This is a genomic window from Fontisubflavum oceani, from assembly GCF_030407165.1.
GTDB classification, from domain to species: domain Bacteria; phylum Pseudomonadota; class Alphaproteobacteria; order Rhodobacterales; family Rhodobacteraceae; genus Rhodophyticola; species Rhodophyticola oceani.
The window spans coordinates 2,967,635-2,992,978 of the sequence record NZ_CP129111.1 but is presented as its reverse complement, the minus strand read 5'-3'; the positions used below and the strand labels follow the sequence as shown (position 1 = coordinate 2,992,978).

Annotated in this window: 19 protein-coding genes, 1 pseudogene and 1 CRISPR repeat array; of the genes and pseudogenes, 12 read left to right on the top strand and 8 right to left on the bottom strand. The window is 61.8% G+C overall.

The window, feature by feature from the left end; genetic code table 11:
* The first annotated feature begins 99 nt into the window (after positions 1-99).
* Both QTA57_RS18460 and QTA57_RS18455 read left to right on the top strand, forming a co-directional pair.
* Complete coding sequence (locus tag QTA57_RS18460; protein ID WP_330696713.1) at positions 100-699, top strand: AMIN domain-containing protein; 600 nt, start codon at positions 100-102, stop codon at positions 697-699.
* Complete coding sequence (locus QTA57_RS18455; RefSeq protein WP_330696809.1) at positions 585-1,319, top strand: N-acetylmuramoyl-L-alanine amidase family protein; 735 nt, start codon at positions 585-587, stop codon at positions 1,317-1,319. The genes QTA57_RS18460 and QTA57_RS18455 overlap by 115 nt, the downstream gene beginning before the upstream one ends.
* Positions 1,320-1,323: 4 nt before the next feature.
* Here QTA57_RS18455 and QTA57_RS15190 read toward each other — a convergent pair whose 3' ends face one another.
* The gene (locus tag QTA57_RS15190) at positions 1,324-1,917 is read right to left on the bottom strand and encodes a class I SAM-dependent DNA methyltransferase (protein ID WP_290152251.1); all 594 of its coding nucleotides are present in this window, start codon (positions 1,915-1,917) and stop codon (positions 1,324-1,326) included.
* Positions 1,918-2,024: 107 nt separating this feature from the next.
* On the opposite strand from QTA57_RS15190, the gene QTA57_RS15185 reads away from it, so the two are divergent.
* From QTA57_RS15185 to QTA57_RS15170, 4 genes and pseudogenes are all read left to right on the top strand, one after another.
* A complete protein-coding gene (locus tag QTA57_RS15185; RefSeq protein WP_290152250.1) occupies positions 2,025-4,598 on the top strand; it encodes a penicillin-binding protein 1A in 2,574 nt (857 codons plus the stop codon).
* Between the two features lie 79 nt (positions 4,599-4,677).
* Positions 4,678-5,801, top strand: a pseudogene (prfB, locus tag QTA57_RS15180) (peptide chain release factor 2).
* 164 nt (positions 5,802-5,965) lie between these two features.
* On the top strand, positions 5,966-7,339 hold the full coding sequence (locus QTA57_RS15175; RefSeq protein WP_290152247.1) for an amidase: 1,374 nt from the start codon (positions 5,966-5,968) through the stop codon (positions 7,337-7,339).
* Positions 7,340-7,427: 88 nt separating this feature from the next.
* On the top strand, positions 7,428-8,216 hold the full coding sequence (locus tag QTA57_RS15170) for a DUF2189 domain-containing protein (RefSeq protein WP_290152246.1): 789 nt from the start codon (positions 7,428-7,430) through the stop codon (positions 8,214-8,216).
* Here QTA57_RS15170 and QTA57_RS15165 read toward each other — a convergent pair.
* The 6 genes from QTA57_RS15165 to QTA57_RS15140 all read right to left on the bottom strand — a co-directional run bounded on the left by QTA57_RS15165 (position 8,213) and on the right by QTA57_RS15140 (position 13,020).
* Positions 8,213-9,082 carry an MFS transporter gene (locus tag QTA57_RS15165; protein WP_290152245.1) on the bottom strand — a complete coding sequence of 290 codons (870 nt, stop codon included), beginning with the start codon at positions 9,080-9,082 and terminating at the stop codon, positions 8,213-8,215. The genes QTA57_RS15170 and QTA57_RS15165 overlap by 4 nt on opposite strands.
* On the bottom strand, positions 9,079-9,690 hold the full coding sequence (locus QTA57_RS15160) for an MFS transporter (protein ID WP_290152244.1): 612 nt from the start codon (positions 9,688-9,690) through the stop codon (positions 9,079-9,081). The genes QTA57_RS15165 and QTA57_RS15160 overlap by 4 nt, the downstream gene beginning before the upstream one ends.
* A gap of 3 nt (positions 9,691-9,693) precedes the next feature.
* On the bottom strand, positions 9,694-10,230 hold the full coding sequence (locus tag QTA57_RS15155) for a bactofilin family protein (RefSeq protein WP_145209516.1): 537 nt from the start codon (positions 10,228-10,230) through the stop codon (positions 9,694-9,696).
* The gene (locus QTA57_RS15150) at positions 10,220-11,560 is read right to left on the bottom strand and encodes a DUF5930 domain-containing protein (protein ID WP_290152243.1); all 1,341 of its coding nucleotides are present in this window, start codon (positions 11,558-11,560) and stop codon (positions 10,220-10,222) included. Before QTA57_RS15150 ends, QTA57_RS15155 begins: the two co-directional genes overlap by 11 nt.
* 174 nt (positions 11,561-11,734) lie before the next feature.
* Positions 11,735-12,544, bottom strand: a complete 810-nt coding sequence (locus QTA57_RS15145) for a ferritin-like domain-containing protein (protein ID WP_290154945.1) — start codon at positions 12,542-12,544, stop codon at positions 11,735-11,737.
* Between the two features lie 14 nt (positions 12,545-12,558).
* On the bottom strand, positions 12,559-13,020 hold the full coding sequence (locus tag QTA57_RS15140; RefSeq protein WP_290152242.1) for a peroxiredoxin: 462 nt from the start codon (positions 13,018-13,020) through the stop codon (positions 12,559-12,561).
* Positions 13,021-13,143: 123 nt separating this feature from the next.
* Here QTA57_RS15140 and QTA57_RS15135 point away from each other — a divergent pair, with 123 nt between their 5' ends.
* The 6 genes from QTA57_RS15135 (at position 13,144) to lpdA (ending at position 21,834) form a co-directional block, all read left to right on the top strand.
* A complete protein-coding gene (locus tag QTA57_RS15135; RefSeq protein ID WP_290152241.1) occupies positions 13,144-16,425 on the top strand; it encodes a YhdP family protein in 3,282 nt (1,093 codons plus the stop codon).
* Positions 16,422-17,477, top strand: a complete 1,056-nt coding sequence (gene queA, locus QTA57_RS15130; protein WP_290152240.1) for a tRNA preQ1(34) S-adenosylmethionine ribosyltransferase-isomerase QueA — start codon at positions 16,422-16,424, stop codon at positions 17,475-17,477. Before QTA57_RS15135 ends, queA begins: the two co-directional genes overlap by 4 nt.
* A gap of 55 nt (positions 17,478-17,532) precedes the next feature.
* Positions 17,533-18,810 (top strand): MFS transporter, encoded by a 1,278-nt coding sequence (locus tag QTA57_RS15125; RefSeq protein WP_290152238.1) that lies wholly within the window; start codon positions 17,533-17,535, stop codon positions 18,808-18,810.
* Between the two features lie 44 nt (positions 18,811-18,854).
* Entirely contained in the window at positions 18,855-19,433 is a 579-nt protein-coding gene (locus QTA57_RS15120; RefSeq protein ID WP_290152237.1) for a DUF924 family protein, read from the top strand.
* 49 nt (positions 19,434-19,482) lie between these two features.
* Positions 19,483-20,346: an alpha/beta hydrolase family protein gene (locus tag QTA57_RS15115; protein WP_290152235.1), complete on the top strand. Its 864-nt coding sequence runs from the start codon at positions 19,483-19,485 to the stop codon at positions 20,344-20,346.
* 90 nt (positions 20,347-20,436) lie between these two features.
* Positions 20,437-21,834, top strand: a complete 1,398-nt coding sequence (lpdA, locus tag QTA57_RS15110) for a dihydrolipoyl dehydrogenase (RefSeq protein WP_290152233.1) — start codon at positions 20,437-20,439, stop codon at positions 21,832-21,834.
* 35 nt (positions 21,835-21,869) lie between these two features.
* A CRISPR array of direct repeats spans positions 21,870-22,301; the repeat unit is 36 nt; unit sequence GTTGCGGCTGGACCTCGAATTCTGAATGACTAAACT.
* A gap of 267 nt (positions 22,302-22,568) precedes the next feature.
* On the opposite strand, the gene QTA57_RS15105 is transcribed toward lpdA, so the two are convergent.
* Positions 22,569-25,328 (bottom strand): vWA domain-containing protein, encoded by a 2,760-nt coding sequence (locus QTA57_RS15105; RefSeq protein ID WP_290152232.1) that lies wholly within the window; start codon positions 25,326-25,328, stop codon positions 22,569-22,571.
* Positions 25,329-25,344 lie beyond the last annotated feature (16 nt).

Below are 25,344 nucleotides of genomic sequence, written 5' to 3'. Positions count from 1 at the left end.
CGGCGGGGATGTGGCGCGGATGGTGCCAAAACTCGGCCCTTCATGCGCCGCGCCAAAACTGCTAGAGACGTGCCAACCACAATTCGGCGAAAAAGACCGATGATCCGAGCAATTCTGACCTTTCTAGTGATTTCGATCTTGGGCGCGGCGGCCCAGGCGCAGGAGTTCCGTGCCTTGGCCCGCGTGCTGCCCGAGACGAGCCGCGCGCAAGACACCAGCCGGGGCGGGGCGGAAATGGTTTTGGCCATCACCCAGGCGGTGCCGTTTCGGGTGTTCACCTTGGATGATCCGGCCCGTGTGGTTGTCGATTTCCGCGAAGTTGCTTGGGACGGTCTTGGGCCAGAGTTCGACGCGGCTGACACCATCACATCGGTGGAAACTGGCGGCGCGTTGGAGGCGGGCTGGTCGCGCATGGTTCTCCGCCTTGCAGAGCCGATGCGCGTGACCTTGGCGGCGATGGCCACCGACCCGAGCGATGGCACGGCGCGGGTGCGATCGGGATGGTGCCGATTGATGCCGAAACCTTCGCCGCCGAAGCCGGTGCGCCCCCGGGGGTGGCCACATTGGTCGCGCCGGTTGCAACCGTGCCCGGGCTGGCGCGGCAGGACGGGGCCGAACGTTTGGTCGTGGTTCTGGATCCAGGCCATGGTGGCGTTGATCCCGGCGCACAGCGCGACGGCCATGACGAGGCCGATCTGATGCTGATCTTTGCCCGGGAGTTGCGGGAAACACTGGTTCGGTCGGGGCGGTTCGATGTCATTCTGACCCGGGAGAGTGACACATTCGTACCGTTGCCCACGCGCGTCACCATCGCCCGCGCGGCGGGCGCGGATCTGCTCCTCTCGCTCCACGCCGATGCCTTGGCGGAGGGGCGGGCGACCGGCGCGACGGTCTATACCCTGTCGGAAACTGCCTCCGATGAGGCCTCCGCCGCTTTGGCCGAACGTCATGATCGGGCAGATTTGCTGGCTGGCGTCGACCTCAGCGGCAGCGATGATGTGGTGGCCGATGTTCTGATGGATCTGGCGCGGCGCGAAACCGACCCGCGCTCGGACGCGCTGGCCGATGCTTTGGTTGCGGCGATCTCACAAGCCGAGGGCGATCTGCACAGCCGCCCCCGGCTAGAGGCCGGGTTCACCGTGTTGAAAGCGGCGGATATCCCCTCGGTCCTGGTGGAGCTTGGATTTATGTCGGAGCCGAGCGACCTGGCCAATATTCTTGATCCCGACTGGCGGGCCGCGTTCCAAGCCACGATCCGAGATGCGATTTTGGAATGGGCCGTGACGGATGCGGCGGCGGCCGCCCTGCTGCGGCAGTGAGCGCTTAGGTCTTAACTGCGAGCCAGATCGACCGGCCCCAGGCTTCCGGGTCCTCGGGCCGGAACCAGCGCACGTCGAAGCCATGCGCCGCAAAAAGCGCGCGATAGGCCGCTGGCGTCAAACTGGCGTGATAGACTGGCGAAACGCCGACTTGGCCAATTGGTTCACCTTCGTCATGACCTGTGGTCAGCATAAGCCGCGCGCCTTGGGCGGCATGGGCGGCGAAGATCGGGAACATCGCACGCTGCGCAGCTTTGCTGAGATGAAAGAAACTGTCCCAAGCTAGGATCACGTCGAAGCGGCGATCAAGGGCAAGGGTGGTCATATCAGCCAGAATCGCCTCAGCTTCGGGCAGGTTGGTCCGGAAATGCTCCAGCATCGCCGCCGCGCCGTCGACTCCGGTGACCATGCATCCCTGATCTGCAAACCAGCGCGCAATCGGCACCCCGGTGCCACAGCCCAAATCCAATACCCGTGCGCCCGCCTGACCGGCTAAAGCCTCACACAAGAACGGGACTTCATAGAGCGAGCTGTCGCGCGTCCGGGCCCAATGGTCGGCTTCGCGCTCATAGACGGGGAGGATGTCTTTGGGTTGCATAGACCGATCATGACGCGCATTTGTGATCGCGAAAAGCCGCTTGTGGCTTTTGACCCGGTACGCATCGGCCCCTATAAGCGGGCAACACTAGACGGCATAGGTTTTCCATGTTCCGATTCATTCTCGGTATTTTTGGCGCAATTTTTAGCTGGCTGACGATCGGCTTGGTGTTTACCGCCTTCTCGATCGGCGCGGTCCTCTACATGTATAGCCGCGACTTGCCGGATCATGAGACGTTGGCGCAATACACACCCGCCACGATTAGCCGAATCTACTCCGCCGAAGGCGAGATTGTGGACGAATTCGCCCGCGAGCGGCGTTTGTTTGTCGCCGCCGAGGATATCCCGGATCGGGTCTCGCAGGCTTTTGTGAGCGCCGAGGACCGGAATTTCTATGAGCATGAGGGCTATGACCCACGCGCGATTGGTGCAGCGATTGTCGAGGCCGTGCGCTCGCGCGGTCGCGATGTGCGCGGCGCCTCGACCATCACGCAGCAGGTGATGAAAAACTTCCTGCTCGATGGCAGCCGGACCATTGAGCGGAAGGTGCAAGAGATCATCCTGGCCGCGCGGATCGAACAGACCCTGACCAAGGACCGGATTCTGGAGCTTTATCTCAACGAGATTTTCCTGGGGCAGAACTCCTATGGCGTCGCCGCCGCCGCGCAGACCTATTTTAACGCCGATCTCTCGGAGTTGACCTTGCAACAAGCGGCCTATCTGGCAGCGCTGCCGCAAGCGCCGTCGAATTTTCACCCGGTGCGGGATTATGAGCGCGCGGTGAACCGGCGCAATTACGTGCTGCGCGAAATGTATGAGAACGGCTATATCAGCCGCGAGGAGATGGAGACGGCCCAGGCTACACCACTGGAAACCGTGCAGGGCGGACATATCGAGCCGTTCCGCGCCGCAGTTCCGCCGCGCAACTATTTCACTGATGAGATCCGGCGACAGCTCTCGGTCGAGTTCGGCGAAGAGGAGTTCTTCTCCGGCGGCTATGCGGTGCGCGCGACGATGGATGAGAGCCTGCAAGAGGCCGCCGAGGTGGCGTTGCGCCGTGGGCTGGAAAGCTATGACCGTTCGCGCGGCTTGTGGCGGGAACCGTTGGCAGTGATTGACCCGGCGGTTCTGGACGGTGCGGATGAAGAGACCTGGCGCGCGGCTTTGGCCGATGTGGAGTTCCCGCGCGATATCGACGGCTGGCATGCGGCGGTCGTCTTGTCTGTGGGGGAGCGGTCAGCCCGGATCGGGATCGAAGACGTGCCCGAGGATGAGGATGGGCATTTCATCCCCGCCGAGGATGTGACCTGGGCCCGGCCCGTCGATGCCGAAGGCAACCGCGGTTCCAGCGCGCGGGTGGCCGGCGATTTGCTGGATGTGGGCGACGTGATCCATGTCCGTGCCATGACCAGCGATAGCGATGGCAGCTTCATCCGCTGGACACTGCGCCAGATCCCGGAAGTCCAAGGCGGGCTGATGGCGATGGATGTGAATACCGGCCGGGTTTTGGCGATGCAGGGCGGGTTCTCCTACCAGTATTCGGTGTTCAACCGGGCAACACAAGCGACGCGGCAGCCGGGATCGAGCTTCAAACCCTTCGTCTATGCCGCCGCGTTGGATAGCGGCTATAGCCCCAACACCATCGTCATTGATGCGCCGATCGAGATTGATACGGGCGCGGGCGTTTGGCGACCGACCAATGCGTCGAACCAGTTTTATGGCCCCGCGCCCCTTCGCACCGGCATTGTCCGGTCGCGGAACCTGATGACCATCCGTCTCGCACAAGATGTCGGGATGGAGACCGTTGCCCGCTATTCGGAACGCTTTGGCGTTTATGACGAGGCGCAGGCGTTTTTGGCCAACTCACTGGGCAGCCAGGAGACCACGCTCTATCGCATGGTGGCGGCCTATGCGATGTTTGCCAATGGCGGCGAGCGGGTTGAGCCGACCCTGGTGGACCGGGTGCAGGACCGCTTCGGTGGCACGGTTTATCGCCATGATCAGCGGCTTTGCCCGGATTGTCAGCTGGCCTCGCTCGAGCCGGGCGTGGCGCCTCGGATCGTCTCAAATCGCGAGCGGGTGATCGACCCGATCACCGCCTATCAAGTGACCTCGATGATGCGCGGCGTGGTGCAGCGGGGCACAGCGGCCTCGACAGTGAACCTGCCGGTGCCAATTGCGGGCAAGACGGGAACCACCAATGACGAACGCGATGCGTGGTTTGTCGGTTATTCCAGCAATATCGTCGCGGGCTGCTATATCGGTTTCGACACGCCGCGCCCGATGGGCGGTGGCAATGGCGGCGGGCGGCTCTGCGGCCCGGTGTTCAACGAATTCATGCAAGCGGCGGTCGAGGAGTATGGCGGCGGGCCGTTCCGCGTGCCGGAGGGCGGGGTGTTCTATAATATCGACCGCTTCTCGGGTCAGCGTCTGCCAGCGGATGCTAGTGGCGATCATGTGGTGGCCGAGTTGTTCCGCGAAGGGGAAGAGCCGATCTATGGGCTGCTCGCGGTTGTCGATGGTGGCTTTGCCATGGGGTCGAACCTGCCGATGTTTGGGCGCGGCGAAGAAGAGGGCGCCGGCGCGACAGCGGGGCAAACGGTGACGACCTCCACCGGGGATACGGCCCGTGTGCCGACAGGAACCGGGTTTGGCACGCTCAGTTCCGGCGGGCTTTACTGACACCTCTGCCTTGCAGGGGCGAGGTCCCTGGTCTAGATCGGTTGGACACCGACAAGATCATTGACAGGCAGTAAGACCCATGCGGGCCGAGACCCAATCTCATATCGAAAAAGTCCAGAAGTCGCTGGAGCTGCTGGGGCAGCGTTTGGGGCTGGAAACGGCCCAGCATCGGCTGGAAGAATTCAACGCGCGTGTGGAAGACCCCGATCTGTGGAATGATCAGGCCGGGGCGCAGAAGCTGATGCGGGATCGGCAAATCTTGGTCGACAAGATCGGCACCTATGAAGCGATCAAAGGTGCGCTTGAAGACAATATCGGCCTGATCGAAATGGGCGAAGAAGAGGACGATGCGGAGGTCGTGGAAGAGGCCGAAGCCGCCTTGGCCGCCTTGGTGGAGGACGCAGCGGCGAAAGAGTTGGAAGCGCTTCTAGATGGGGAAGCCGACAGCAACGATACCTTCCTTGAGATCAACTCGGGCGCAGGTGGCACGGAGAGTTGTGACTGGGCCTCAATGCTGGCGCGGATGTATGTGCGGTGGGCCGAGAAGAAGGGCTATGAGGTCGAACTGCAATCGACGAGCCCCGGCGAAGAAGCCGGGATTAAGTCGGCCGTCTATAAGATCTCTGGGCGCAACGCCTATGGCTGGTTGAAGTCAGAAAGCGGCGTGCATCGCCTGGTCCGGATCAGCCCCTATGACAGTGCGGCAAGGCGGCATACATCGTTTAGCTCGGTCTGGGTCTATCCCGTGGTCGATGACAATATCGAGATCGAGGTGAACCCGGCCGATATTCGGATCGATACCTATCGGTCGTCGGGTGCGGGTGGGCAGCATGTGAACACCACCGATTCCGCCGTGCGGATCACTCATAACCCGACCGGGATTGTGGTGACGAGTCCGAGAAATCGCAGCACCAGAACCGCGATATTGCGATGAAAGCGTTGAAGTCGCGGCTTTATCAAATGGAGCTGGATCGGCGGAACGCGGCGATCACCGAGGCGCATGAGAATAAGGGCGATGCCGGATGGGGCAATCAGATACGGTCATATGTGTTGCAGCCTTATCAGATGGTGAAGGATCTGCGGACTGGGTTTGAGACCTCCGATAGTGCCGGGGTTTTGGACGGCGATTTGGACGGGTTGATGGCCGCGACCTTGGCGATGGATGTGTCGGGCAAAAGCCGGGCTGAGGCGCAGGCCGAGTAGCGGCGCGCCGCCTCACGTCCCCTGACGGGAGCCCTCGGACAGCGCGCGTTGCCACAGGGGCGTCGTGAAGGCTGGTTTTTGGTCGCGCGAATGGGGCGTCTGATCGCAGAGCAAAGATGCCTCCGGCGGGGATATTTCGGAAGCAGAGAAGCTGGAGGAGCGCAATGTCGGATCTGTTGCGATTGGACGCGGTGGAGTTGTCGCGGCGGATGGCGGCGCGTGAGGTGAGCGCCGTTGAGCTGATGCGTGCGACGCTGGACCGGATCGCGGCGGTGAATGGCCCGGTCAAGGCGATAGTATCGCTTAAGGATCGTGAGGCGCTGATGGGCGAGGCGCGGCTGGCGGATGCGATGCCGCGGTCCGGCTGGCTGCATGGGATTCCGATGGCGGTGAAGGATTTGGTGGCAGTGAAGGGGGTGCGCTCGACCTTCGGCTCACCGCTCTTCGCCGATCACGTGCCGGAGGTGGATGAGGCCTTGGTCATGCGGCTACGCAATGTGGGCGCGATCATCATTGGCAAGACCAATGTGCCCGAATTTGGTCTTGGATCGCATAGCTACAATCCTGTTTTTGGCGTGACGCGAAACCCGTATGATCTCACGCTCAGCGCGGGCGGCTCTTCGGGCGGGGCCGGGGCCGCCTTGGCCAGCGGTATGGTGGCGCTGGCGGATGGGTCCGACATGATGGGCAGTCTGCGAAACCCGGCGGCATGGAACAGTGTTTATGGGTTTCGGCCAACCGCAGGGTTGATGCCAGGCGAGCCCGGCGATGCGGTGTTTACCAACCGCCTGTCCACGCGCGGACCGATGGCACGCAGCGTGGCGGATATCTCGGCGCTGTTGGAGACATTGACCGATGGGGTGTTTCAGCCGGGTGCGGGACCGGAGACGCCGAGGATTGGGTGGCTTGCGGATTGGGGCGGCGCCTATCCGATGGAGGCGGGCATTCTGCCGCTGGCCGAGGCGGCCTTGGCGGTCATGGCGGATTTGGGTTGGCAGGTGGAGCCGATTGCGCCGCCCTTTGAGGCCCCGGCACTCTGGCGGAGTTGGACCGATCTGCGATCCTTCTCGGTTGCATTGGAGCATGGGGCTGACTGGCGCGACCCGGCGAAACGGGCGCTTCTGAAACCTGAGGTGGTGTGGGAGATCGAGCGTGGCTTTGCATCGACGGGCGATCAGATCGAACAAGCCGCGGCGATCCGGTTGGATTGGCTCGCCGCTTTGGACGACGTGTTCAGCCGGATTGACGCACTGGTTCTCCCCTCTGCCCAGTGTTGGCCGTTTCCGGCGGAATGGCATTGGCCGAAAGAAATCGCGGGCGTCGCGATGGACACCTATCACCGTTGGATGGAGGTGGTGGTGCCGGTCAGTCTGGCCGGTCTGCCGTGCCTGAACCTGCCCGCTGGATTTGGCGCAAATGGCTTGCCGGGCGGTCTGCAATTGATCGGTGCACGCGGGGCGGATGCGGCGCTGCTTGCGATGGGGGAGCACTATCACCGAGCCACGGACTGGCCCGCGCGGCATCCGCCCGATCTTTGACGGATGCAAATAATTTGACCCAAAGGACGGGCAGGGACTTGGCGGGCGCCGAGACCTGCCGCTAGACTTGGCGCGAGGGAGGATTGGGATGAGCGATATCAGCCCACCGCGCGCCGCATCGAAGGTGCCCAGGGTCAATGAAATGGGCCTGGGCGATTTGAGTTATGCGCTCAAAATGGGCCTACGGGACTATCTGAAAGCGCCGTTCATGGGGCTGTTCTTTGCCAATGTCTATGTGATGGGCGGCTGGTTGATCTATCTTTTCCTCTTCGTCACCGAACAGATTTGGTATGCGATCCCGATCACCATGGGCTTCCCCTTGCTTGGGCCGTTTCTGGCGGTCGGGCTCTATGAGGTCTCGCGGCGCTTGGAGAGGGGCGAAGGTTGGACCCGGAATGATATTTTCGGGGTGATCTGGCGGCAGAAAGATCGGCAATTGCCGTCGATTTCTTGGGTGATCATCGTCTATTTCCTGTTTTGGTCTTTCTTCGCGCATATGTTGTTTGCGCTGTTTTTGGGGCCGTCGGCGCTGACCAATGTGACCTCGTCCTATGCCTATCTGTTGGAGCCGGAGGGGCTGGTGATGCTGATCACGGGCACAGCCGCAGGGGCGATCTTTGCGCTGGTTCTGTTCTCGCTGACAGTGATCGCGCTGCCGCTTTTGCTTGATAAGGAGTTGGATTTTGTGACGGCCATGCTGACCAGTTTTGCGGTCGTGCGGCAGAACCCGCTGGTCATGGTGACCTGGGGGGTGATCATCGCCGGGCTCACATTTCTGGCGATGGTGCCGTTTCTACTCGGGTTGTTTTTGGTGCTGCCGGTCTTGGGCCATGCGTCCTGGCACATTTACCGCCGGGCGCTGACGCCGCGGGATTAATCCGGTTTGCGAATGAAGAGATAGGCCCCAACTGCGCCGAGGGCCGTCAACGCGGCGGTGATCCAGCACAAGACGGCGAAAGCCGCGTTCATCGCGTCGGCATGGCCCGCCGTATCGGAGAATGCGCCGAAACTGCCCGACCCGCCGGCGCCAGCATAAAGCGTACCGGCCAGCGTGCCCATCACCGCGACGGCCACCAGCCCTGCGACCCGGCTGACCGCGTTGTTGATGCCTGAGGCTGTGCCGGATCGCTCAGATGGCACGGCCCCCATAATCGCCGTGGAGAGCGGCGCGACGACTAGCGCCATGCCAAGCCCCATAAGCGCGGTCGAAGGCAGGGTGAGGGCCCAAAAGTTTTGCATCGGCGTCGTTATCGCGAGGCAAGCGAGCGACAGCGCCACCAACCCGCCGCCAAGCGCGATGAGCGGCCCGGGGCCGTAATCGTCGGCCCAAGCGCCAGCTTTGGTGGAGAGGAGCGGGATGAAAACCGAGAGCGGGGCGAAAGCGGCCGAGGCCATGATCTCTGGCAGGCCCCAACCGGCAATCAGTGTCATCGGCAGGAAGAACATCACCGTCGACAGTGCGAAATAGATCAGGAATGTGGCGGCATTGGCGGCGCTGAACGAGGCGTTTTTAAACAGGTCGAGTGGCACCATGGGATAGCGACTGCGCGCCTCCCAGGCGAGAAAACCGAGGAAGAGGACCGCACCGGCCAGCGCCGGTGTCCAGTTGACCGCGTGGCCTTCGGACGCGCCGGTGAGGCCAAGTGCGATCAGGCCCAATGTGCCGGTGATGAGTGCCGCACCAAGCAGGTCCAACGGGTGATCGGGGCGGGCTGGGTCAGCGGCGACCTTCGTCAGGATCATCCAAAACGCCAGCCCCCAAGCGGCAGGTTGATCGCAAACAGCAGGCGCCAGGTTTCCGGTCCGCCGACACTGAGCACCAGGCCGCCAAGAATCGGGCCAAGCGCTGTGGTCAGGGCCGATGCGGCGGCCCAAATGCCGATGGCGCGTCCGCGTTCCTCTTCTGGATATGCGCGGGCGATCAGCGCCAGGCTGCCGGGGACCATCACGGCGGCCCCAATACCTTGCAACACACGGGCGGTGATCAGAGTTTCTGGCGTGGGGGCCACGGCACAGGCAAGCGAGGCCAGAACGAAGCCAGCAATGCCGGCGGCAAAGACCCGCGCCAGGCCAAAGCGATCGCCAAGGGCTCCGCCCAGAAGGATCAGCGCCGAGAGGGGGAGGAGATAGCCGTTGTTGATCCATTGCGCCTGAACCAGGCTGGCATTCAGCCCGTCGCGCATGGCGGGTAGCGCAATGGCCACAAGGGTGCCGTCGATGAAGCCAAGCGCGGAGGCGAGGATCGCCGCGATCAGGATGAATTTTCGGGCTTCAGGTGCACAAAAGCCGGGCAGGGCGCCCGGCTTTTCCGTTGGCTCGGCGGCCCCGTTGGGCGAGGCGCCGATGCTCATCTCTTAGGCTTTGCTTTCGGCCGCCGCTTGCGGCTTGGGCGCGGCTTTGGCCACTGGGGCCGCGGCCGGAGCGGCTTTGGCTTGGCTGCCGGTGGCAAGCGGGTCTTCCTGACGCTGGACGGAGCCTTCGAAATGGGCCCCCGATTCAATCGCGATGGTCTTGTGGATGATATCGCCTTCGACCCGTGCGGTGGAGGTCAGGCGCACTTTCAGCCCGCGGACCCGACCCACAACGCGACCAGTGACGACCACATCATCGGCCACAACTTCGCCTTCGATTGTGGCGCTTTCGCCAACGGTCAGAAGATGTGCGCGGATGTCGCCCTGCACATTGCCTTCGACTTGAATGTCGCCCGAGGTGCGCAAGTTACCGACAATCGTGAGATCGGCGCTGAGCAACGAGGCAGGTGGCTTTGCCTTTGGCGTGGGGTTGCTCAGCGGCATCGCCGGGCGTTCGGCCGAGGCGGCTGCGGGTTTGGGGCTGGCCGTGTCATCGCCCTGTTTCGGGCCGGGCTCGTTGATCTTGGATTTAGAAAACATCTCTTCCTGCCGTGATGAAGTTCATCGGGTTTATGGGGGTGCCGTTTTGGCGCACTTCGTAGTGGAGATGCGACCCGGTTACACGGCCCGTTCTTCCCATATCACCGATCCGATCGCCGCGCGAGACCCTTTGGCCTTGGCTGACACCGATCCGGGACATATGGGCATAACGCGTCTCTATGCCAAAGGGGTGTTGGATCTTAACCATGAGGCCATATCCACTCTGACGCCCTGCAAAAATAACCACTCCATCGCCTGCTGCATAAAGCGGCGTGCCGACTGGTCCGGCGAAATCGGCACCGGCATGAAGCCGCCGACCACCATTAATCGGATCGCGGCGATAGCCAAAACCTGACGTGAAGCGAACCGAGCTTTGCACCGGCATTGCGAAAGGCAATTGCTCGGCGGCCATCCGGTGGAGGTTTACCTGGTCGAGTCCTTCCAGAACCTCATTGGCGCGGAGTGACATCGGGTCGGGCGCTTGGCCGCGCGTCGACATGGTGATTGGCATCAACGGGCCGCCCTGGCCGGAATAGCCGCGCCGCACTTGGTCGATGATCTGATCGGTCGGCATGCCAGCGCTACGGAACATATTGTCCAACGGCTCAAGCGACATTGCGACGGCTTCTTCGATCTGTGTGAAGATACGCTCGTTGCGCTCGGCCGCAAGCTCGGCCTCGAATTCGAGGCGGTCGACCTCGGCATGGGCCACTTCCATATCCTCATGCGCGTCATCACGTTCGGTCGCGGTGTCTTCCAGCGCTTCGGCGAGGAAGGCGAGGGTCTGTTCCATGTCGCGCTGCCGGCCCGCCGCAGTTTGGATCGTACCGGTTTCGGCTTGGATCTCGGCGTAAAGCTGATCGGCGCGGGCGCGGGCTTCGTCGCGTTCCGCCATGGTCCGACGAAGCGTGGTTTGGATCACATCGACAGCCGTTTCCATCTCGCGGCGGCGCTCTTCGGATTCGAGCAGATGCGACTGCATATCCGAGACTTGATCCATCGCAATCGCGAACCGGTCCTGCGCAAGACGTGCTTCGGAGGCACGCGCATTACGTTCTTCCGAAAGAGCGTTAAGCCGGGTCTGGTAAGACATCTGCGCCCGCGCCGCTTGGTCACGGGCACTACCAGCACTGATTGTATCGATGAGGAAAATGGAGGTGACGATCACGGTCCAACCAACGAACAGCGCACCGCCTGCGATCATCATCGCTTGGGTGCCAGATCGTAGCCGGACGAACCGCATGCCGCTGTCGGATTTCAGAAATAACCGCTGCTCTGGCAGATGTTTTTCCAGGACCGCATGCAAGCGGCTGAATGCCCGTATCGTCACGTATCGTGCCCCATCTTCCGTCTGTCCCTCTGCCGCATTTATCCCCGTGCGGCACCGAAGCTCCGCATGGGCATAAGCGATGGGGATTTTTGCCTCAATCTTTTATCGATAAATGTGGCTAAAAGACGCCATTGTTGCCGGGTTTGGGCAAAAAACCGCCGATATATCAGGCGCTCAAACCGTTTTTTCGGAGAGCGGCCAATAGAAATCGGGTGGCAAACCAGCCTCGGCGCGTTTCTCTTCATTGAAAGGGGGCTTGAGGACGCCATGGAAATAGCGCCGGACCAACCGATGAAACGCCTCTTTCGGATCAATGTCCTCGCGGCCACAGAGGAAGTGGAACCATTTCGAGCCATAAGCCACGTGATGAACTTCTTCTAGATAAATGACCTCCATTGCCGCCACGGCCTGCTTGGCACCGGGCGCATCGCCCGCCCGGCGAAAGATGTCGATCATGCCGGGCGTGACGTCGAGGCCGCGCGCCTCAAGCACCATCGGCACGACGGCCAGCCGCCCCATGAAGTCCTCTGCCGTGTCCTCCGCCGCGCGCCACATTCCGGCATGGGCGGGCAGGGCACCGTAGTGGCTTTCCATCACTTCAAGACAATCGGCGATCAGGTTGAAATGCTTGGATTCTTCATCTGCGGCCTGCACCCAATCGTCGTAAAACCCCATCGGCATTGGCACATGGGCGAAGCGCGCGATGATGTCCCAGTGCAAGTCCACCGCATTCAGCTCGATATGCGCGACCGCATGCAGGATCGCGGTGCGCCCGGCGGTGGTGCCTGGCTTCCGACGTGGGACCTCGCGCGGGTCCAAAAGCGGCGGCTCGGCGGGTCGGGCGGGGCGATCTGGCGGCGTCGCCGACCCAATCGGGATCGGCGTACCACCCTCGGCGCGCGAGGCTTTCCACTGCGCCGCATAGTCGCGCGACAGGGCGGTTTTGGCCCGCGCATCCGCCGTGCTTAGAACCGTAACGGCCATTTCGGCAAGCGAGGTCACAGTGTGCGAACCGCCTCAAGCACGGCCTCGGCATGGCCCGGCACTTTCACCTTGCGCCAGATCTGCGCGATCTTGCCATCGCCGCCGATCAGGAAGGTGGCACGCTCAATCCCCATATATTTCTTGCCATACATGTTCTTCTCGACCCAGGTGCCATAGCGCTCGCAGGTGTCGCTTTCGGCATCTGAGACCAGCGCGATGCCCAGATCATGTTTGGCGATGAATTTGTCATGCTTGGCGACCGTGTCTTTCGAGATACCGATGATCATTGCACCGGCGGCTTCGAACTCGGCGGCCAGCCCGGTGAAGGCGATGGCCTCCTTGGTGCAGCCGGGCGTGTCATCCTTGGGGTAGAAATAGAGCACAACCGGCTTTGGTTGCGCGGCTGACAGCGTCACCTCGCCGCCGCCATCTCGGGGGAGGGTGAAATCCGGGGCGGGGGAACCAATATCGAGCATCATGCACCTCATCTGATTGTGACAAGCGGCTTGGCCGCGTTCGGTTTGCAAGCTAGGGGATTTGCGACGAAGATAAAGCCCAAGATCACGCGATAGGGCATCACCCTTAGCCACAGGCCAAAAATGGCAGAGCAGCCAGAGGAGACACCGCTTCCCAAACCCCGGCGCAGGCGCCGCCGGGTTGTCTATTGGTGCAGCGTGACCCTGACGGCTCTGATCTCGATCCCGATCCTGTTTGCCGCCGGCGTCCTCTATATGGCGATGGAGAATATGATCCGCTTGCCCGACATGGTGCAGGACCGGATCGAGGCGCGGCTGGATCAAGCGATGCTCGCCAATGAGATTGAGATTGGCGATATGAGCATCGCGCTCCGCGAGGGCGGGGTGACGCCGCAAATCGTTCTGAGCGATGTGGTGATGCGCGACGCGGGCGAACTCCGGGCGCGGTTTCCGGAACTGTCCGTGCATCTGAATGGGCGCGCGCTTCTGAGCGGGCAGATGCGGCCCTATCGGGTGGAGATCACTGGCGCCGGGATCCGGGCGGGGCGCGATGCGGAGGGGCGGTTCGACCTGGCTCTAAGCGATGACAGTGCCGCAGAAGCGCGCGACCTGCGCGAGACCTTGGCGCGGATCGACGCGATGTTCGCGCAGCCCTTCTTCGCCGATCTTGAAGAGATCACCGGCACCGGCTTGGAGTTGGTCTTGGATGACGAAATCAGCAATCAGGTGTTGCGCGCCCATAACGGAAATATGCGCTTGGTCAAAAAGGGCGCGGCGCTGACGCTCACGATGGGCGGGCAGATCGAGGGCAGCCGCGACACCTCCCTGTCTTTGGCCGTGACCCGCAACCCCGAATTGGGGCGCACGGATATGCGCGTCCAATATCAAAACCTCGCGGCGCGCGATGCGGCAGCAGGCGTGCCTGCGCTTGCTTGGCTCGACCTGATACGCGCGCCGATCTCGGGCGCGGTCACGACGCGGCTGACCGATGATGGGACGATCGGCGATTTGAACGCAGCTCTGGATATTGGCGCGGGGCATCTGAACCTCGGTGAGGGTGTGGAGCCCCTCCCCTTCAACGCGCTCAGCGCTTATTTCGAGTATGATGCCGAAACAGCCCGGCTCAGCTTCTCGGAGCTGAACTTGGATGCGCTGGCGCTCAGCTTCGACGCCACTGGCCATGCCGATTTGATGCCGGACGGCACAACCTATGTGGGCCAATTTCAATTCGCGAATATCGCCGCCAACCCGGAGGGCGTTTTTGAGGCGCCGGTGCAGTTCGAAGGCGGGGCGATGGATATGCGCCTGTCACTTCTGCCATTCGTACAACTCGAACTGGGGCAAGCGGTGCTCTTTGACGGGCCTTTGCACGTCCGCGCCGAGGGTGTCTTGGCGGCAGAGCCTGCGGGGCTGAGCGCAAGGATCGACGCCGAAATCCCCGAGATCGCCGCAGAGAGTGTTTTGCCCTATTGGCCCACGGCGGCCATCCCCAACACCCGCGGTTGGCTTGAGCAAAACCTCATCGCTGCCGACCTGAGCAACGTGAACTTCGCTTTCCGGCAAGAGGCGGGCGAGGGGCCCACCCATGCGCTTCGGATGGATTTTGACGCCACAACGCTTCGCGCTCTGCGCCATCTGCCACCAATCGAAGAGGGGCGCGGTTATCTGTCGCTTGTGGGGCCGCGGTTTGTCCTGTCGTTGAGCGAAGGCCGCGTCACCGCGCCTTTGGGCGGTAGTGTCGAGATGGCTGGATCAACCATGGTGATCGACGATGTGCGCCCGCGTGGGCCCGACACCCGCTTCGACCTGCGGGCGGCCGGGGCGCTGCCAGATGTGTTGAGTTTGCTGGAACTGCCACCCGTGAACCTGTTCGCGGATGGCACGCTTTCGGCGGAAACACTGGCCTCCGGACAGGCCAGTTTGCGCGGACAGTTGCAATTGCCGCTGTTGAACCAAGTGCCATTCGACCGCTTGGCGTTTGATGTGACCGGCACCCTGAGAAATGTCCGGTCGGAAACGCTGATCGAGGGTCGGACGCTGCGCGCAGAGCAATTGCAGGTGGAGGTGGTGCCGGACCGTGTCGCGATCAGTGGCCGTGCTGATCTCGACGGGGTCGCGGCGACTGGTGTTTGGAGCCGGACCTTGGGCCCTGATGCCGGTGGCCGAAGCCGGTTGGAAGGGTCAGGCCCGCTTTCGGCGGAAACATTGGCGGCGTTTGGCGCGACCCTGCCAAGCGGGGTGATGACCGGCGCCGCCGCCGCCGACTTCGCACTTGATTTGGAACCGGGAGGCGGGCCGCCCGATGTGGTCGTGACATCGGATTTGACGGGTCTGGGCCTGCGTCTGGACGCGCTTTCTTGGGGCAAAGGCACCGGGGATAGCGGCCGCTTGGCTGCGACCGTGCGTTTGGGCCCCAACCCCGCAGTGACCTCATTGCAGGTCGAGGCGGCGGGGTTGACCCTTGATGGCGCGATCAGCTTGCGAGAGGGCGGCGGGTTGGACCGGCTGAGCGCCGCCCAATTCCGGTTGGGCGAATGGTTGGATGTGACGGGGGATCTGGTGGGTCGCGGTGCCGATAGGGCACCAGCAGTTGAGATCGTCGGCGGCAGCCTTGATCTGCGTCGTGCCCCGTCGTCTGGCGGCGGCGCGGGGACGGGCGGCGGTGGGCCAATCACCGTGCGGCTAGATCGGTTGCAGGTGAGTGATGGCATCGCGCTCAGGGGCCTTGTTGCTGAATTGACGACGACCGGCGGGCTGTCGGGGCAGTTCCGAGGGGACGTGAATGGCGCTGCAACGGTTGCGGGAACTTTGGTCACCACCAGCGACGGGGCGGCGGTCCGGCTTCGATCCGATGATGGTGGTGCGGTGCTGCGTGCCGCGGGGCTTTATGAGAACGCTTATGGCGGGGCGATGGATTTGGTGCTGCAACCGACGGGTCAGACGGGCAGTTATAACGGGCAATTGATGATCGCGGGCCCTCGGCTTCGAAATGCGCCGGCGATGGCCGAATTGCTCAATGTCATCTCGGTTGTCGGGCTGTTGGATCAACTTGGCGGCTCGGGCATCAATCTGGGCGAGGTTGAAGCGCGGTTCCGATTGACGCCGCGCGCGATTGTCATCGAGCAGGGCACGGCTGTGGGCCCATCCATGGGGATTTCGATGGATGGTGTATATGACATCGCCAATCGTCAGTTTGATATGCAGGGGGTCGTGTCGCCGTTTTACATTGTGAATGGGGTGATTGGGGCTCTCTTTTCTCCTCGTCGCGAAGGGCTGTTTGGCGTTAGCTATCGCCTGACGGGGACGCCTGATAATACCCGGGTGAACGTGAACCCCTTGTCGATTCTGACACCAGGAATCTTCCGCGACATCTTTCGCCGCCCGCCACCGGAGCTTAGCCAGTGAAACTCTCTGATTTCGATTTCAACCTGCCGGAGCGGCTGATCGCCACCCGGCCCGCCAAACCACGCTCTTCTGCGCGGTTGCTCTTGGCCGATGGGGCCGCGACCCATGATCGGCATGTGTTTGACTTGCCGGATATTTTACGCCCCGGCGATCGGCTGGTCTTGAACGATACCAAAGTGATCCCGGCGCGTCTGACCGGGATGCGCCGCCGCGATACGGGCCAAGAAGTGGTGCAAGCCAAGATCGAAGTGACGCTGCTGGAGCCGCAAGCCGATGGCAGTTGGTCGGCTTTGGCAAAACCCTTGCGCAAGCTTGCGATTGGCGAGACCGTGATGTTCTCCGATGAACTCTCCGCCGAAGTGACGGCCCTGGCCGAGGGCCTGCATCTTCGCTTCAACCTGACCGGCACGGATTTCGACGCGGCTTTGAACGCGGCAGGGGCCATGCCATTGCCACCCTATATCGCCGGCAAACGCCCGGCCGATGCGCAGGACAAAGACGACTACCAAACCATCTGGGCGCGCCGCTCCGGTGCCGTTGCCGCCCCGACGGCCAGCTTGCATTTCGATGAAGCATTGGTGAGTGCGCTCCGCGCGCGTGGCGTGGCAATGAGTTTCGTGACCTTGCATGTGGGGGCAGGGACCTTCTTGCCGGTTACCGTGGATGACGTCACCACGCACCGGATGCATGCCGAATGGGGCGAGATCGGCACCGAGGCTGCCGCCGAGATCAGTGCGACCCGGGCAGAGGGCGGGCGGATCATTCCGGTCGGCACCACCGCGCTCCGCCTGATCGAAACTGCGGCGGCGGAGGATGGCAGCCTCGCGCCCTGGCAGGGCGACACCGATATCTTCATCTATCCTGGGTATCGGTTCAAAATCACCGATGCGCTGATGACCAATTTCCACCTGCCGAAATCGACGCTGATGATGCTGGTCTCGGCCCTGATGGGACCGGAGCGGGTCAAAGAAATCTATGCTCATGCCATTGAGAATGAGTATAGATTTTTCTCCTATGGCGACGCGTCTTTGCTCATTCCGTCGCAGATGTGACAGACCAAGACGCGTTTGGACGTCCACACTGAGTCGCATCGGTTAGGGACGCGCTATGTTTGATGTGCTTCGGTCGTCTTGGGCTTTGCTGCTCGGGATGCTGCTCTTGATGGTTGGGAACGGGCTGCAAGGCACGCTTTTGGGCGTGCGCGGCGATATCGAGGGATTCTCGACCGTCGAACTGTCGGTCATCATGTCGGCCTATTTCGCGGGCTTCTTGGGCGGCTCGCGCCTCGCGCCCGAGATGATCCGGCGGGTCGGGCATATCCGGGTCTTTGCCGCCCTCGGCTCTCTGGTCTCCGCCGCTCTGATCCTGTTCCCGGTTCTGACCGATCCGATCAGTTGGACCGTGCTGCGCCTGATCATCGGGTTCTGTTTCTCGGGCGTTTATGTGACGGCGGAGAGCTGGCTCAACAATTCCACCACGAATGAGAACCGGGGCAAGACGCTCTCGGTCTATATGGTGGTGCAATTGGCGGGCGTGGTCTCGGCCCAGGCGCTTTTGGTTGCGGGCGATCCATCGGGCTATAACCTCTTCATTATCCTGTCGGTTCTGGTCTCGCTCGCCTTCGCGCCGATCCTGTTGTCGGTCACGCCAACACCCGCGTTTGAGGCGACGCGGCCCATGGGGTTCCGCGAGATCATCCAGGTGTCTCCGCTTGGCTGTATGGGGATCTTCGTGCTTGGCGGCGTGTTCTCGGCCATGTTCGGCATGTCGGCGGTCTATGCCACCGAGGTTGGGTTCAGCCTCGGACAAATCTCGATCTTCGTGGCCAGCTTCTATGTTGGCGGACTTCTTCTACAATATCCGATTGGCTGGATTTCAGACCGGATGGATCGCCGCCGGTTGATCTTGATCGTCAGCGCTTTGGGCGCAGTGGCTGGGGTCTTGGCGATCTTCAGTGGTGGGAGTTTCTATCTGATCTTGGTCGCGGCCTTCGTCGTCGGGGGTATGGCGAACCCGCTTTATGCGTTGCTGATCGCTTATACGAATGACTTCTTGGAGCATGATCAGATGGCTGCCGCCGGAGGCCGAATGATCTTTATCAATGGGGTGGGGGCGATCTTTGGTCCGTTGATCGTGGGGGCCTTGATGAATGTGGCCGGGCCGCAAGGATACTTCCTTTATATCGTCGCACTTATGGCAGGATTGGCGGTCTATGCTGCCTATCGGATGACTGTGCGCCCGGCACCTTTGGCTGTGGATACGGGCAGCTATGCCCCTGTGATGCCCACGGCCTCGCCGGTCGCGATGGAACTGGCGCAGGAAGCCTTTATTGAAGCCGCGCTGGAAGACGAAGAAGCGGCAGACAAGCCGGTCTCCGCTGTGTAGAGTGATGGTACGACCGTCAAGAGTCGGATGAAGAGGAGAGCACAATGACACCCCACCCGTCAGAGGATGTGCTGGCATTTTGGTTGACCGAATGTGAACCGGAGCATTGGTACAAACAGGACCAAGCCCTCGACGATCAGATCACCGACAGGTTCTTGCAGCTTTGGGAGGCTGGTGAGCGTGGTGAGCTTGCCACCTGGACCAGCCATCCCCGAAAGGCCCTGGCATTGGTGATCCTGCTTGATCAGTTCCCGCGCAACATGTTCCGCGGCCAGGCCCGGGCCTTCGCCACGGATCGCAAGGCGCTCTCGGCGGCGTGCTACAGCATCAAAGAAGGCTGGGATATGCGCGCCGATGAGCCAGAGCGGCAGTTCTTCTATATGCCATTTTGCCATTCCGAGGTCTTGGCCGACCAAGACCACTGCGTACGCTTGATGAAAGAACGCATGACCACGGGCAACAACCTGCTTCATGCCCGCGCGCATCGGGAGATCATCCGCACATTCGGCCGGTTCCCGTTTCGCAATGACGCCTTGGACCGCAAAAGCTCGCCCGAGGAACAGCGCTTTATGGAAGAGGGCGGCTATGGCAGGATCGTAACTGACCTGGAGGCGGCGGCCTGATCTGAGATCGCGCGTGCGCCCCATGATCATGAATCATAAGGAGGCGCGGATGCGGATCGGATTGGGGCTGGCCATCGGGCTGGCGATGACGGGGGCCGGACTGGCCGAAACTGTGCGGCTGGATGTCTCCGGCGATAGCATGATCGGCAGCTATGAGACCTCGGACGGGGCGGGGCCTGCCGTGCTTCTGCTGCATGGATTTACGGGCACGCGAGATGAGCTGCCCGTCGAGGGCACCGAAGACTTCGTCTACACCCGATTTGCGCGGGCCTTGGCGGCAGCGGGCATGCCGAGCCTCCGGATTGATTTCCGTGGCTCTGGCGAAAGCCTGGAAATGCCCTGGGAAGAGACGACCTTCTCCACACAGATCGAAGATGCAGTGGCCGCCGTCGATTGGATGGCGCGCCATCCCGATCTTGAAGGGCGGCAGATTGCGGTGATTGGTTGGAGCCAGGGCGGCCTGGTTGCGGCGCATTTGGCGGCGGAACGCCCCGATCTGTCTCGCGTGGTGTTGCTCAATCCCGTGACAGCGCCGGCGGAGACTTATCCGACACTTTTTGGTGCCGACGTGATGGAAGCGGGGCTGTCGGTCGCACCCTCGGTGCCTGTGGGCTTCACCTTGCCCTGGGGTGTTGAAATGGAGTTGAATGGCGCATTCTTTCAGGAAATCCCCGAGAGCGATCCGGTTGGCGCGATCTCGGGCTATCCTGGCCAGGTGATGGTGATTGTCGGCTCGAATGACGAGCTGATCACGCCACAGCCCGAGATGGGGCAAACCGTCTTGGAGGCGCGCGACAATGCGGCCGATGAACTGGTGTTGTTGGAGATGGATCACGTGTTCAACGTCTTCACCGGGGCGGAGACATTGGACCAGGTGATCGCCACGACAAACGCCTGGCTGATGTCGGAGTGACCCCGCGACAATGCTGCGCGGCAGAGGTCAATTGCGATGTGCCCAGAGATAGTTTAATGCTGAACAAAATTTCCGCCAGGAGGATCACCCATGGCTGCTAAGAGTTTTGACGTCGTTGTAATCGGGGCCGGGCCCGGGGGCTATGTGGCCGCCATTCGTGCCAGCCAGTTGGGCCTGAACGTCGCGATTGTCGAGCGGGAACATATGGGCGGCATCTGTCTCAACTGGGGCTGTATTCCGACCAAGGCGATGCTGCGCTCTTCGGAGGTGTTCCATCTGATGCACCGGGCCAAGGAGTTCGGGCTGAAAGCCGATGGCATCGGCTATGACCTCGACGCGGTGGTCGATCGTTCGCGCAAGGTGGCCAAGCAGCTCTCGGGCGGCGTGTCGCATCTGATGAAGAAGAACAAAGTGGCGGTGGTCATGGGCGCGGCGTCGATCCCCGCGAAGGGCAAGGTGAGCGTCAAGACCGACAAAGGCACCGAAGAGTTGACGGCAAAGGCGATCATTCTGGCGACCGGCGCGCGGGCGCGTGAATTGCCGGGGCTTGAGGCCGATGGCAAACGTGTTTGGACCTATAAGGCCGCGCTGCAGCCGCCGCATATGCCGAAGAAACTGCTGGTGATCGGGTCCGGTGCCATCGGCATCGAATTTGCAAGCTTCTATAATACTCTGGGGGCCGACACGACGGTGGTCGAAGTGATGGATCGGGTCTTGCCGGTCGAAGATGCCGAGATCAGCGCCTTCGCCAAGAAGAGCTTTGAGAAGCAGGGGATGAAGATCCTGCAAAAGGCGATGGTCAAGAAACTCGACCGCGCAGCAGACAAAGTCACCGCCCATATCGAAGTCGGCGGCAAGGTCAAAACGCAAGAGTTCGACACGGTGATTTCCGCGGTCGGCATCGTCGGGAATGTGGAAGGTCTGGGGCTTGAGGCGCTTGGCGTGAAGATCGACCGGACCCATGTGGTGACAGATGAGTATTGCCGGACCGGGGTCGAGGGGCTCTATGCCATCGGCGACATCGCGGGGGCGCCTTGGTTGGCCCACAAAGCCTCCCATGAAGGCGTGATGGTCGCCGAGCTAATCGCGGGCAAAAACAAGGTCCATCCGGTGAAACCCGAAAGCATCGCGGGCTGCACCTATTGCCACCCGCAGGTCGCCAGCGTGGGCTATTCCGAGGCCAAGGCGAAGGAGCTCGGCTATGACGTGAAGGTCGGCCGCTTCCCCTTCATTGGTAACGGCAAAGCAATTGCGCTTGGTGAACAAGAGGGCATGATCAAAACGGTCTTTGACGCCAAGACGGGGGAACTTCTCGGCGCTCATATGATCGGTGCGGAGGTGACCGAACTGATCCAAGGCTATGTGGTGGGCCGTCAATTGGAGACCACGGAGGAAGACCTGATGGAGGCCGTCTTCCCGCATCCGACCTTAAGCGAAATGATGCACGAAAGCGTGCTCGACGCGTATGACCGGGTGATCCATATCTGATCGTCTGCGCTTAGGGTTGACATAGCTGCAGATCGGTTGCGGCTGGACCTCGAATTCTGAATGACTAAACTAAACTCTTCCGTAACGTGTCGTCCATCTGTGTTGCGGCTGGACCTCGAATTCTGAATGACTAAACTCAGTTTCGGCCACTTTGCGATGCCTAGCGGGTTGCGGCTGGACCTCGAATTCTGAATGACTAAATTCGCGATGAACACCGTCAGCCGTGAGCTGGTGTTGCGGCTGGACCTCGAATTCTGAATGACTAAACTTAGCGGTAGTTTCCTGACGCCATCTTCTCAGTTGCGGCTGGACCTCGAATTCTGAATGACTAAACTCGATCTATCCACACATGCCGTCGGTCGATTGTTGCGGCTGGACCTCGAATTCTGAATGACTAAACTGCTTGGATAAACGTCGCGGTAGTCCTCGGCGTTGCGGCTGGACCTCGAATTCTGAATGACTAAACTGGATCACCGGGGAAGCTCTTGTTTTTGCAAGGGTATTCGCGGTCTTTATGTGTGGTATTCCCGCGCATTTGGCTCAAAACATCACCAGATTCTCTAGATTTTTGCGGGCCGTCTGACGTCTTGGATCTGACCGGGCGATGATATCACAAGACCGTCTAGATGCGAAATGACGTATCTGGCGGCGGCGCCGTGGTCGCGGGCGCTCTGGCGGACTGTGGTCAGACTTGCGAGGCGGCCTTAGTCAGATCGCCCCGCATTTGATCGGCGTCACTGCACCACGAGCGGGTGTTCGGCGATCACGACCCGATCCTGCCCGAGGAAGTAACGCAGCACATAGGCGCCGGGCTCGTCAGGCACGTCGATGATCATCGGGTTGCCGTTCCGGGTGTATACATACTCCTCCCATTGTGCGCCGCCGGTCGCGCCTGCGCGGCCGATGCCGATATAGTCATTGTTATAATCGGGCCCGGTCCAGCCGACCTCAATCGTGCCTCCCGCCGGGGCCTGGGCCGGGGCGGTCAGCGTGGCCGCCACTGGGCTGATCGAGATCGTGGCGCTGGCCAACGGATCACGGTCTTGGCCGAGGAAATAGGTGATCACGTAGTCGCCGCCTGTTGGCGGCATGAGCAGGCGCAGCGGGTTGCCATCGCGCGTATAGGTGTAGTTCTGCCACAGATCGCCGCCGCTCGCGCCGGATGGACCGATGCCGATATAGTCATTGTCGTAATCTGGCCCGACCCACCCGATCTCGATCATTTCACCGGCAATCGCTGTAGCGGGCGCGGTCAGCTCGGATTGCAGCGGCGTGACCGTGATCGGCACTTGCGCCATCACTTCGCGATCCTGACCCAGGAAATAGGTGATGACATAGGCGCCGGGTGTCGTGGGGACCAATAGGTCAAGCGGTGCTCCGTCGCGGGTATAGGTGTAGTTCTCCCACTGATCACCGCCGCGCGCATCGGCCCGGCCAATCCCGATATAGTCGTTCTGGTAATCGGGGCCGGTCCAGCCGATTTCGATGGTCGACCCGGCGACCGCGCTGTCCGGCGCGGTGATCCCGACCTGCAACTCGGTGACCGTGATCGGCACCTGGGCCATGATCTCGCGGTCCTGACCGATGAAATAGCTGATCAGATACTCTCCCGGTTCTGGCGGCACCAGCAGGTCCATCGGGCTGCCATCACGCGTATAGGTGTAGTTCTGCCAAAGATCGCCGCCCGAGGCGTCAACCGGGCCGATGCTGATATAGTCATTGTCGTAGTCGGGGCCGGTCCAGCCAACCTCAATGCTGGACCCCGCAACCGCTTCCGGCGGTGCGGTGATCGACACCTGCACATCGGTCACCTCAATCGGAACCGAGACCATCTGCGTCCGATCTTGGCTGAGGAAATAGCTGATCAGATAGCTGCCCGGCGTCGGCGGGACCAAAAGATCAAGCGGATTGCCATCGCGGGTATAGGTGTAGTTTTCCCACAGGTTGCCACCAGAGGCATCAGCGCGACCGATCCCGACATAATCTCCTTCATAGTCCGGCCCGATCCAACCAATCTCGATCGTGTCGCCTGCGGTGGCCGTTTCCGGCGCCGTCAACGTTATTTCAACCGGTGTCACGGTCAGAGGCGCAATCGCGATGCGCTCGCGCCCGTCGCCGAGGAAATAGCCGATCAGATAGTCGCCGGGCTCTGGTGGCACCAGAAGGCCAAGCGGGCTGCCGTCTTCGGTATAGGTGTAGTTTCGCCAGGTATTGCCACCCATCTCGCTGGCCAGGCCGATGCCGATATAGTCGCCATCCATGTCCGGGCCGGTCCAGCCGATCTCAATGGTTGATCCGGCCACGGCGGTCTCCGGTGCGATGAGGCTTGCGATGAGCGGCGGCTCTTCAAAAACCACGGTCACGGTTCGGGGCGCATCGACGACGACGAACTGAACCTCTTCGCTGACCTCCTGCACCGTCCAATAGGCGTTGGCGGTGTAGGAGCCGCCTTCCAGGTCAAAGACCAACTCATTGCCCTCTTCGGTCTCTGCGACGTTCTCCGGCAACGGGCGGATGTCCCAGAGCACCGGGTCGGTGATGATCGGGCCGGCCTCGCCACCGATCCGGGCAGTGAAGGTGACCTCGAAACTCGGCGGCGGGATAAAGGGCAGGGCGACCGTCACGGTCTGCTCTACTCCTTTTTCGACCGTGAAGCTTGCGCCATGTTCGGTGCCTTGCGCCATGCGCAGCACCTGCGCCCGGTAGGTCCCCGGCAGAAGCGCCAGCGTCAGGCTCGGCGCCTGCGTCGCGCCCTGGACCGGGCTGCCATCGGCGTCGAAGATGGACCATTCCAGCGGAGAGACAGGCGCCGACATGTCTGGCTCGACAACCGCGCGGATGGTCACCGGCGTCGTGATCGGGGCAGGGGCCACGGCGACCTGTTCCAACGCCTCGGCAAGCTCTTCGGCATTGTCGGCGGTCAGGAATTGGCCGCCGGTATTATCGGCAATGCACTGCATCTGCGCCCGCGCCTCTGGGTCTTCCACGTCAAAGCCGATCACATGGGCGGTGAACCCCACACCTGCGGCCTCAAGCTCGGCGGCAATGGCGCAGGGGTCGGCCTCGCAAGTCTCGATCCCATCGGAAACCAAGATCACGGTCGCCGCGTTTTCGGTGTGGCGGAGGGCGCGGGCGGCCTCAACGACCGAGGCAGTCATCGGCGTTCGACCGCGTGGGTTGATCGCGTTGACCGCCGTGGCAATCGCGTCGCGGGTGTCGAGCCCGGGTTCGATCAATGTCTCGATATCGGCACAATCGCCGCGGGTTCGGTGGCCATAGACGGTCAGGCCCAAAGCCTGCGAGCTGGGCAGGTCTTGCAGCATCTCGCCAATCACTTCGCGGGCGATGACGATCTTATTCACCCCGTCGATTTGGCCCCACATGGAGCCGGAGGCATCCAGCACCAGGATAGCGGCTGGCGTTTCATCGACTTGGGCTTGAGCGGGCACAACCGCCCAGATTGACAGGAAAATACTCGCGAGAAACCGGCGCATGGTCCAACCCTCTTCA